The following is a 9,279-nucleotide window of genomic DNA, read 5'->3' on the forward strand; positions in this document are numbered from 1 at the left end:
GTTCCGGACTCGGGGAAGAAGACTTGATCACTGGGGGGCTCCTCGCGAAATGAGCAGGTGCAGGGGGTCCTCCGGGACCACTTCGTCCCGTTCATAGGCGTGGGTGAGTGCGCCGACGGTCGCCAGATCGCCGACGAGGATGCCGCCGACGAGCCGGTCGCCGCGCAGCACGAGCTTCTTGTAGGTCCCGCGGGTGGGGTCCGCGAGCCGGATCACGTCGTGCCCGTCGCCGTCGACGGGCGCCACATCGCCGAACGCGGCGATCTCCACCGGTCCGGCGGTCAGCCGCGCGAACACCCGCGAACCCGGGTACTCCGCGGGCGCCCCGCACAGATGCGCGGCCAGCACGTCCGCCTGCTCCCAGGCCGGACCGGCCAGCCCGTGCACCCGGCCGCGGTGCTCCGTGCAGTCGCCGATCGCGTACACGTCCGGAGCACTGGTGGCGAGCGTGTCGTCCACCACGATCCCGGTCCGCACCTCCAGACCGGCCGCGCGCGCCAGGCCGACCCTCGGCCGCACCCCGCACGCCAGCACCACCAGGTCCGCGTCCAGCCGGTACCCGTTCGCGAGTTCGACACCCTCGGTGCGGTCCGTGCCGACCAGCGACTTCGCCCGGTTCTCCGGATACACCGCCACCCCGAGATCGGCCAGCGCGCGGTGCAGCGCCGCACCGCCCTGCTCATCCAGGTGACGTTCCATCAGATAGGGCGCCTGGTGCACGATTTCCACCGGCAGCCCGAGCGCCGCCAAGGCCCGCGCGGCACTGACGCCGAGGATCCCGCCGCCGACCACCACCGCACGCCGCGCCCCCGGCACCGCCTCGGCCAGCCGCGCGCAGTCCGCCAGCGTGCGGAACGCGTGCACACCCTGCTTCAGCCGGCCGCCCTCGCCCGTGTTCGACGTGCAGTGCAGATTGCGGATCGGCGGCAGCACCGGGTTCGAACCCGTCGCGAACACCAGCGTGTCGTACGCCGCGATCGACCCGTCCGCCAACTCCAGAGTCCGCGCCGCAGTGTCCACCGCGACCACCTCGGAACCCGTCCGCACCTGCGCCGACGCCGCCGGCAGCCCGATCGCGTCGGCCGCATAGCGGCCGGTCAGCACATCCGCCAGCAGCGCCCGGTTGTACGGCACATGCGGCTCGTCGCCGAACAACGTGACCGCCGCATCCGGATCCCGGGCGAGAAGCTGCGCGGTCAGCCGGGCGGCGGCCATGCCCGCCCCGACCACGACAATCTGACGACCGCTCACAGCGCGCTCCTCACATCGGCCGCCACCGGCTCCGCCGCCGGAACCTGCACCGGACCATCGGCCCGCTCGACACGGACCGCGCACACCTTGAACTCCGGCATCTTCGACGTCGGGTCCAGCGCCGGATTCGTCAGCGAATTCGCCCGCCCCGCACCGCCCCAGTGGAACGGCATGAACACCGTGTCCGGCCGGATCGCCCCCGACACCCGCACCGGCGCCACCGCCCGGCCCCGCCGGCTGGTCACCTCGAGCAACTCGCCCTCGGCCACCCCCAGCCGGTCCGCCAGATGCGGATGCACCTCCACGAACGGACCCGGCTCGGCCGCGTTCAGCTCCGCCACCCGCCGCGTCTGCGCCCCCGACTGGTACTGCGCCAGCACCCGCCCGGTGGTCAGATACAGCGGATACTCCGCATCCGGCTCCTCGGCCGCCGGCCGGTGCGCCACATCCGCGAAGCGCGCCCGGCCGTCCGGCGTCCCGAACCGGTCCAGGAACAACCGCGGCGTCCCCGGGTGCGCCTCGTCCGGGCAGGGCCAGAACACGCCCTGCTCACGGCGGATCCGGTCATAGGTGATGCCCGCGTAGTCCGCCTGCGCCCCCGACGTCGCCGCCCGCAGCTCGTCGAACACCGTCTCCGGGTCGGTCGGGAAGCCATAGGACACACCCATCCGCGCCGCCAGGTGGTGCAGCGCGAACAAGTCGGTACGCACCCCCGGCGGCGGCGTGACCGCGGCCTGCCGCAGGATCACCCGGCCCTCCAGGTTCGTCGTGGTGCCCGACTCCTCCGCCCACTGCGCACTCGGCAGCACCACATCGGCCAGCTCCGCCGTCTCGGACAGCACCACATCGCTGACCACCAGGAAATCCAGCGACTTCAGACGGTCCGTCACATGCGCCGCGCGCGGCGCCGACACCACCGGGTTCGACCCCATCACCAGCAGCGCCTTCACGTCCGAGCCCAGCGCGTCGAGCAGCTCGTACGCACTGCGCCCCGGACCCGGCAGCGACGCCTCGTCCACACCCCACACCGACGCGATGTGCGCCCGGTCCGCGGCGTCGGTGATCGACCGGTAACCGGGCAGCTGGTCGGCCTTCTGGCCGTGCTCCCGGCCGCCCTGCCCGTTGCCCTGCCCGGTCAGGCAGCCGTACCCCGAGTACGGCCGCCCGGCCTTGCCGGTCGCCAGGCACAAGTTGATCCACGCACCGACCGTGTCGGTTCCCTTGCTCTGCTGCTCCGGCCCGCGCGCGGTCAGCACCATCCCGGACGCCGCCTCGGCGAACATCTCCACCGCGCGGCGCATCAGCGGCACCGGCACCCCGGTGATCCGCTCCACCCGCTCCGGCCAGTGCGCCATCGCCGACGCCCGCGCCGCCGCGAACCCGCTGGTCCGCTCCGCCACGAACGCCTCGTCCACATGGCCGTCCGCGATCGCCAGGTGCAGCATGCCCAGCGCCAGCGCCAGATCGGTGCCCGGCACCGGCTGCAGGTGCAGCGTCGCCTCCGCCGCGGTCCGCGTCCGCCGCGGATCGACCACGACCAGCGAACCGCCGTTCTCCTTCAACTCGGTCAGATAGCGCAGCGCCGGCGGCATCGTGTCCGCCAGATTGCTGCCCACCACGATCGCGCAGCCCGTCTTCGGGATATCCGCCAGCGGAAACGGCAGCCCCCGGTCGACCCCGAACGCCTTGCGGTGCGCAGCCGCCGCCGACGACATGCAGAAACGGCCGTTGTAGTCGATGTTCGAGGTGCGCAGCACCACCCGGGCGAACTTGCCCAGCGCATACGCCTTCTCGTTGGTCAGACCGCCGCCGCCGAAAACCCCGACGGCATCCCGCCCGTGCTTCCCCTGCACGTCCCGGAAACCGGACACGATCCGGTCGAGGGCCTCGTCCCAACCCGCCGCACGCAGGATCCCGTCGCTGCGCACCAGCGGAGAACCGAGCCGCACCCCGGTCCGGAGCACCTCGGCAGCGGTACGGCCCTTGCCGCACAGCGCCCCGCGGTTCACCGGGAACGACGCACGCTCCACGACCTCCACATCCGCCCCGGCCCCCGCACCGTCCGCCACCCGCAGCGCCATCCCGCACTGCAGCGCGCAGTACGGGCAGTGCGTCTCGGTGGCGGCAGTCGGCTCGGCTGCCATGGCAATGTGTTTCATGCCAGTGAGCGTGTCCGCACACCGTTACGCCTCAGGGTCACGTGTGTTGCGGCGGAGGTACGGCTGCCTCACACCGCCCGCGGAAGATCGTGAACCTGCCGACATTCACAGAGTCCCTGGTGGGGCCACCCCTAACCGCGGCGTGACCGCCGCGCAACAGGGCGGAAACACACGTCCGACAGCCTCACGGCATGGGTACAACCACGGACTTGGCAGAGCCGCTGGTCGGATTCACGATCGGTGTGACCGCCGCGCGCCGCCGCGACGAACTGGTGGCGCTGCTGCAGCGGCGCGGCGCCAAAGTGGTCGAGGCCCCCACCATGCGCATTGTGCCGCTCGGCGACGACGGCGTCCTGCGCCGGGCCACCGAAGCCTGCCTCGCCGGCCGGCTCGACTACGTCGTCGCCACGACCGGAGTCGGCTGGCGGGGCTGGATGAGCGCCGCCGAAGGCTGGGGGCACGGCGCCGACCTCGTCGCCGCCTGCCGCGACGCCGTCGTCGTCAGCCGCGGCCCCAAAGCCACCGGCGCCGTCCGCGCGGCCGGCCTCCGCGAGGTCTACTCGCCCGGCTCGGAGGCCAGCAACGAACTCCTCCACTGGCTCCTCGCCCGCGACCTGAGGGGCCGTCGGATCGCCCTCCAGGAACACGGCGCACCCCTGGAAGGCTTCGCCGCCGCCCTGCGCGAACGCGGCGCCGACGTCATCGTCGTCCCCGTCTACCGGTGGGGCCCGCCCGAGGACCCCGCCGCGGTGCGCAAGCTCGTGGAATCCACCGTGCGCCGCGAGATCCACGCGCTCACCTTCACCAGCTCGCCCGCCATCGAGGCCTTCCTCGAATGCGCCGACGAACTCGGCCGCCGCACCGAACTCCTCGACGCCCTGCGCGGCGACGTCCTGCCCGTCTGCATCGGCCCGGTCTGCGCCCGGCCGCTGTCCGACCACGGCATCGAGACGGTGTGGCCCGAACGCGGCCGGCTCGGCTCGCTGGTCCGCACCATCACCGAGGAGCTGCCGTTGCGGGCCCGCCGCGAACTCGACACCGGCAAGGACCGGCTCATACTGCAGGGCAACGCGGTCCTGGTGGACGGCCGCACCATCTGGCTGCCCCCGGTCCCCGGCGCCGTCCTGCGCGCCCTCGCGGAGAAACCCGGCTGGGTGCTCAGCCGTGCCGAACTCCTCAAGAAGGTGTGGACCGGCGCCCGCGCCGACGAACACGCCGTCGAGGCCGCGGTCGCCCGCCTGCGCACCGCACTCGGCCCGCACTCCGGCCTGGTCCGCACCGTCACCAAACGCGGCTACCGCTTGGCGGTCGACCCGTGAGCCACGTACCACCTGCGGCGGCCCTGCCGCCCGCGCCACTTGCGGCACCGCACGCCCGGCACGACGAGCCCGACCGGTACGTCCGGCACGACGAGCCCGACCGGTACGCCCGGCACGACGAGCCCGACCGGCACGACCTGTCCGACCCGTCCCGGCTGTCCGCTGCCTCCGGCCCCCGGGTCCCGCTCCTGGCGGTGGCCCACGGCACCCGGGACGCGGCCGGCCTGGCCGCGACCGCCGCTCTCGTCGACGAGATCCGCGCCCTCCGGCCCGGACTGGCCGTGGAACTGGCGTACGTGGACGTCGCCGAACCCCTGCTGGCCGATACCCTCGCCCGCATGGCCGGACCGGTCGTCCTGGTCCCGCTGCTGCTCGGCGCCGGCTACCACGTACGCGAGGACATACCCGCGGCCCTGGCCGCCGCCCCGCACGTCCAGGCCCGCATCGCCGGGGTCCTGGGCCCGGACCCGCTGCTCGCCGAGGTCCTCGGCGAACGGCTTGCCGCCGCCTGGGCCGGCACCGCGGCCGAAGCGCGCGATGCACAAGATCATCCACAGGCTGTGGACGAGCCCGGGGACAGCCTGTGGACCGAGCGCCTCGCCGGCTGCGAGGCCATCGTGCTGGCCGCCGCCGGATCCACCGACCCCGGCGCCAACGCCGACGCCGCCCGCATGGCCGCCCTCCTCGGCGCCCTGACCGGCCGGCCCGTCGTCCCCTCCTACTTGTGCGCCGGCGCACCGACCCCGGCCGAAGCCGTCGCGGCCCTGCACGCGGACGGCGTCCGCAACGTCGCCGTCTCCGGCTACCTCATGAGCCCCGGCTACTTCGCCCGCAAGGCCGCCGGCTCCGGAGCCGCCGCCACCGCCGACCCGCTCGGCGCCCACCCCGCGCTCGCCCGCCTCGCCCTCGCCCGCTACGACGAGGCCCTCGCCCAGGAGGCCTCGGCAGCCGAGGACGCCCAGGAAGCCCACGAACTGCGCCAAGAGGCCCACAGGAACTGACGCCCCATCGGACCGGGCCGGGCACGTCCGCTACCGTCGCGGCTCAGCCGCCACGGACCAGGGGGACGTCCCGATGAAGAGCACCGGCGTACGCCGAAGCACCGCCGCCCTCGCGGCCGCCGCCGCACTCACCGCGGTCCTGGCCGGCTGCAGCGGCGGCAAGGACGACGGCGAAGGCGGCCTCGGCGGTCTGACCGGCGGCGGCGGTGCGTCGGCCGGCGCGGGCGCGGTGCAGACCGATCCCAAGCTCACCGCCTACGCGGACCGGCTCCTCGCCTTCCTCAAGACCACGTCGCAAGGCGCCCACGCGCTCCGCGTCGAGATCATCAAGGACCGCGGCACCCTGGCTGCGAACGTCGACACCGACCTGCCGTACTTCCCCGGTACGGACAGCTCCGACCCCGCGGTCGACGCCCGCGACAAGCGCGACAAGCTCGCCGCCGAGGCGGAGGACTGGGCGTACGCCAACCCGGACGTCGACCTCGAACTCGTCATGGTCTACCAGGCCGGCCGCGGCGAGGCGTTCACCGACGCCGGCGTCGGCTACGTCCGCGACCGCAGCCCCGAGGAGGCCAAACGCCAGGCCTACGCCGCACGCGTGCTCGCCCACCTCAAGACCACGCCCTACGCGGCCTCCGTCACCGCGGTCGAACTCGACCTCGTCGCCGCCGAGGCCCACCTCACCGTGACCACCACCCTGCCGTCCTTCTCCAGCGCCGAAGGCTTCTCGGACGGCGCCCGCCAGGCCCGCAAGGACGCCGAACCCATCGCCGCCGCCGTCCTGGCCTGGACCGTGCAGGACGCCGAGTACAACATCGCCGCAGTGACCATCGAGGACAAAGAGAAGGGCAACGTCAACGTCGTGACCGCGTCGAGTGCTTCCTAGGTTGCGGGCCCGCACGCCCGCCGCACGGCACGACGCAAGCAGCACGACGGCACCTGGGAGCACGACCATCATGAAGACCGACCGCATACGGCGCAGCATCACCGCCCTGGCCGCCGCCGCCGCACTCGCCGCAGGCCTGGCCGGCTGCGACGGCGGCAACGACGGCGACAAGTCCCAGGGCAGCGCGAGCAGCCCCGGCGCCGGCAGCGGCCCGGGCCCGGCCCGCCCGCCCGGCCAGGACGACGTGCAGACCGACCCCAGGATCACCGCCTACGCCGACCGGCTCCTCGCGTTCCTCAAGACCACCTCGCAAGGCAGCCACGCGCTCCGCGCCGAGATCTTCAAGGAGAAGGGCAAGCTCTTCGCCAACGTCGACACCGACCTGCCGTACTTCCGCAGCGACGACATGTCGTCCGCCGCCTCCGACAGCCGCGGGCGGCGCGACAAGCTCGCCGCCGAGGCCGAGGACTGGGCGTACGCCAATCCCGAAGTCCGCATCGAACTGATCGCGGTCTACATGACCGGCCGCGGCGAGAAGCTCCGCGACGCCGGCATGGGCCACGTCCGCAAGCGCGATGCCGAGGACACCAAACGCAACGCCTACAACGACCGGGTCCTCGCGCACCTGAAGACCACCGAATACGCCGCGCTCGTCACCCGGGTGGAAATCGACAAGATCGTCGACGAGGCCGAGGTGTCCATCAACACGACACTGCCGCCCTACGACCTGTTCGACTTCTCCGAACCGGCCCGGCAGACCCGCGCCCAGGCCGACGGCATCGCGGCCGCCGTCCTCGCCTGGACCGCCACCGCGACGGAGTACAACGTCACCAGCGTGCGCGTCGAGGACCGCGAGAAGGGCACCTCGACCCTCGCGCTGCGGTGACCCCCGCGCACCGGCCACACGTGCGCCCGCGGGTGCGCCCGCGGGTCCGCCCGCCAACCGGTGTGGTGCGGGGCACTGCCGCTGAGGCATGATCCTGGAGATGTCCCAGTCGGACCGGTTCGTGTCCGGGGTTGATTACGTGTCCACGACAATCCGGCGAACCGGCGGCGCGGAGAGGCAGGGAAACGCCACCATGGCACGCATGCGGCAGAACACCGTCCCGTGGTGGCGCTGGCGGACCCAGGTCCGCTCCGCGCTGCACATGTTCGGCGACCCCGCGTTCCAGCAGGAGTGCTGGCTCGCCGGGAACCCCGACTACGGCACCGTCACCGACGCCGTCTACCGGCTCGTCGGGGACACCTGGCTGGACCGCTGGTCGGCGGGCACCTACATCGGCCGGATCTTCGTGGACGCCGAGGAGGCCGACGCGGTCGACCAGGCCGTCCTCGCGGTCCTCGCCGTCCTGCACGACGTCGGCGAGGACGCCCCGGCCTCGGCCTACCTCGGGCACCCCGCCTGGGGCGACCTCGTGGCCAAGGCCCGCGCGGCGCACGAACGCCTCGCGGCCGCCGACGAGGACGACGCGGCCCGCCGCCCGGACACCCTGGAGATCCTCCGCATCCGCACCGGCGGACGCTGACCCGCACCGCCCGCGGGCCGTGCCGGGGCCGCCGCGCGCCGAGCACCGGCCCGGACGTGGGATCCTGGTGGACTACCCGGCGTCCCGCACCCGGCCGCACGCCCCCGGAACACCCCCGGAACAGGAAGGCACCCGCATGTCCGACCAGCCCATGCAGTCCGTACCGCGCACGGTCGAAGGCGGCACGGTCGGTACGGGCGGAGCCGGATCCGACGGCGGCTACGTACTGACCCTCTCCTGCCCGGACAAGCGCGGCATCGTCCACGCGGTGGCCAGCTTCCTCATGATGACCGGCTGCAACATCGTGGACAGCCAGCAGTTCGGCGACCGCGACACCGGCCTGTTCTTCATGCGCGTGCACTTCACCGCCGAGGAGAACGTCACCGTCGACGCCCTCCGGGCCGGCTTCACCGCGGTCGGCGCGTCCTTCCAGATGGACTGGCGCATGGACGACGCGGACGCCCGCATGCGCGTCATCGTCATGGTCAGCAAGTTCGGCCACTGCCTCAACGACCTGCTCTTCCGGGCCAGCATCGGGGCGCTGCCGGTCGACATCGTCGCCGTCGTCTCCAACCACCGCGACTTCGAAGAGCTCTCCGCCTCGTACGGCGTGCCCTTCCACCACATCCCGGTCACCCGCGAGACCAAGCCCGAGGCCGAGGCCAAGCTCCTGGACCTGGTCCGCGACCTCGACGTCGAACTGGTCGTCCTGGCCCGCTACATGCAGGTCCTCTCCAACGACCTGTGCAAGGAACTGGAGGGGCGGGCCATCAACATCCACCACTCCTTCCTGCCGAGCTTCAAGGGCGCCAAGCCCTACCACCAGGCGCACGCCCGCGGCGTGAAGCTCATCGGCGCCACCGCGCACTACGTCACCGCGGACCTCGACGAGGGCCCGATCATCGAGCAGGAAGTCGAGCGCGTCGACCACGCGGTCACCCCCGAACAACTCGTCGCGGTCGGCCGCGACGTCGAATGCCAGGCCCTCTCCCGGGCCGTGAAGTGGCACTCCGAGCACCGCGTGCTCCGCAACGGGACCCGCACGGTCGTCTTCACCTGATCCACCCGGTCTCCGCAGCACACCGGCAGGGGACGCCGCACACGCCCCGGGGCCAGCCCCGGTGCGGTACCCCAAAT

The 9,279-nt window shown here is 73.0% G+C and carries 8 protein-coding genes; 6 read left to right on the forward strand and 2 right to left on the reverse strand.

Annotation, left to right across the window (positions count from 1 at the left end):
• Positions 1-27: 27 nt before the first annotated feature.
• The gene (locus LZ495_RS19985) at positions 28-1,215 is read right to left on the reverse strand and encodes an NAD(P)/FAD-dependent oxidoreductase (RefSeq protein WP_372498612.1); all 1,188 of its coding nucleotides are present in this window, start codon (positions 1,213-1,215) and stop codon (positions 28-30) included.
• A 32-nt stretch (positions 1,216-1,247) separates the two neighbouring features.
• Complete coding sequence (locus LZ495_RS19990) at positions 1,248-3,410, reverse strand: molybdopterin oxidoreductase family protein (RefSeq protein ID WP_235053788.1); 2,163 nt, start codon at positions 3,408-3,410, stop codon at positions 1,248-1,250.
• Positions 3,411-3,601: 191 nt separating this feature from the next.
• Between LZ495_RS19990 and LZ495_RS19995 the strand changes: the two genes are divergently transcribed.
• The 6 genes from LZ495_RS19995 to purU all read left to right on the forward strand — a co-directional run bounded on the left by LZ495_RS19995 (position 3,602) and on the right by purU (position 9,202).
• Positions 3,602-4,729, forward strand: a complete 1,128-nt coding sequence (locus tag LZ495_RS19995; protein WP_235053789.1) for a uroporphyrinogen-III synthase — start codon at positions 3,602-3,604, stop codon at positions 4,727-4,729.
• Positions 4,726-5,730 carry a sirohydrochlorin chelatase gene (locus LZ495_RS20000; protein ID WP_235053790.1) on the forward strand — a complete coding sequence of 335 codons (1,005 nt, stop codon included), beginning with the start codon at positions 4,726-4,728 and terminating at the stop codon, positions 5,728-5,730. Before LZ495_RS19995 ends, LZ495_RS20000 begins: the two co-directional genes overlap by 4 nt.
• A 73-nt stretch (positions 5,731-5,803) precedes the next feature.
• Positions 5,804-6,616, forward strand: a complete 813-nt coding sequence (locus LZ495_RS20005; RefSeq protein WP_235053791.1) for a hypothetical protein — start codon at positions 5,804-5,806, stop codon at positions 6,614-6,616.
• Between the two features lie 70 nt (positions 6,617-6,686).
• The gene (locus tag LZ495_RS20010) at positions 6,687-7,502 is read left to right on the forward strand and encodes a hypothetical protein (RefSeq protein WP_235053792.1); all 816 of its coding nucleotides are present in this window, start codon (positions 6,687-6,689) and stop codon (positions 7,500-7,502) included.
• Positions 7,503-7,704: 202 nt separating this feature from the next.
• A complete protein-coding gene (locus LZ495_RS20015; protein WP_235053794.1) occupies positions 7,705-8,142 on the forward strand; it encodes an SCO4402 family protein in 438 nt (145 codons plus the stop codon).
• 136 nt (positions 8,143-8,278) lie between these two features.
• On the forward strand, positions 8,279-9,202 hold the full coding sequence (gene purU, locus LZ495_RS20020) for a formyltetrahydrofolate deformylase (protein ID WP_235053796.1): 924 nt from the start codon (positions 8,279-8,281) through the stop codon (positions 9,200-9,202).
• Positions 9,203-9,279: the final 77 nt, after the last annotated feature.

The organism is Yinghuangia soli (assembly GCF_021502675.1).
GTDB classification, from domain to species: Bacteria; Actinomycetota; Actinomycetes; order Streptomycetales; family Streptomycetaceae; genus Yinghuangia; species Yinghuangia soli.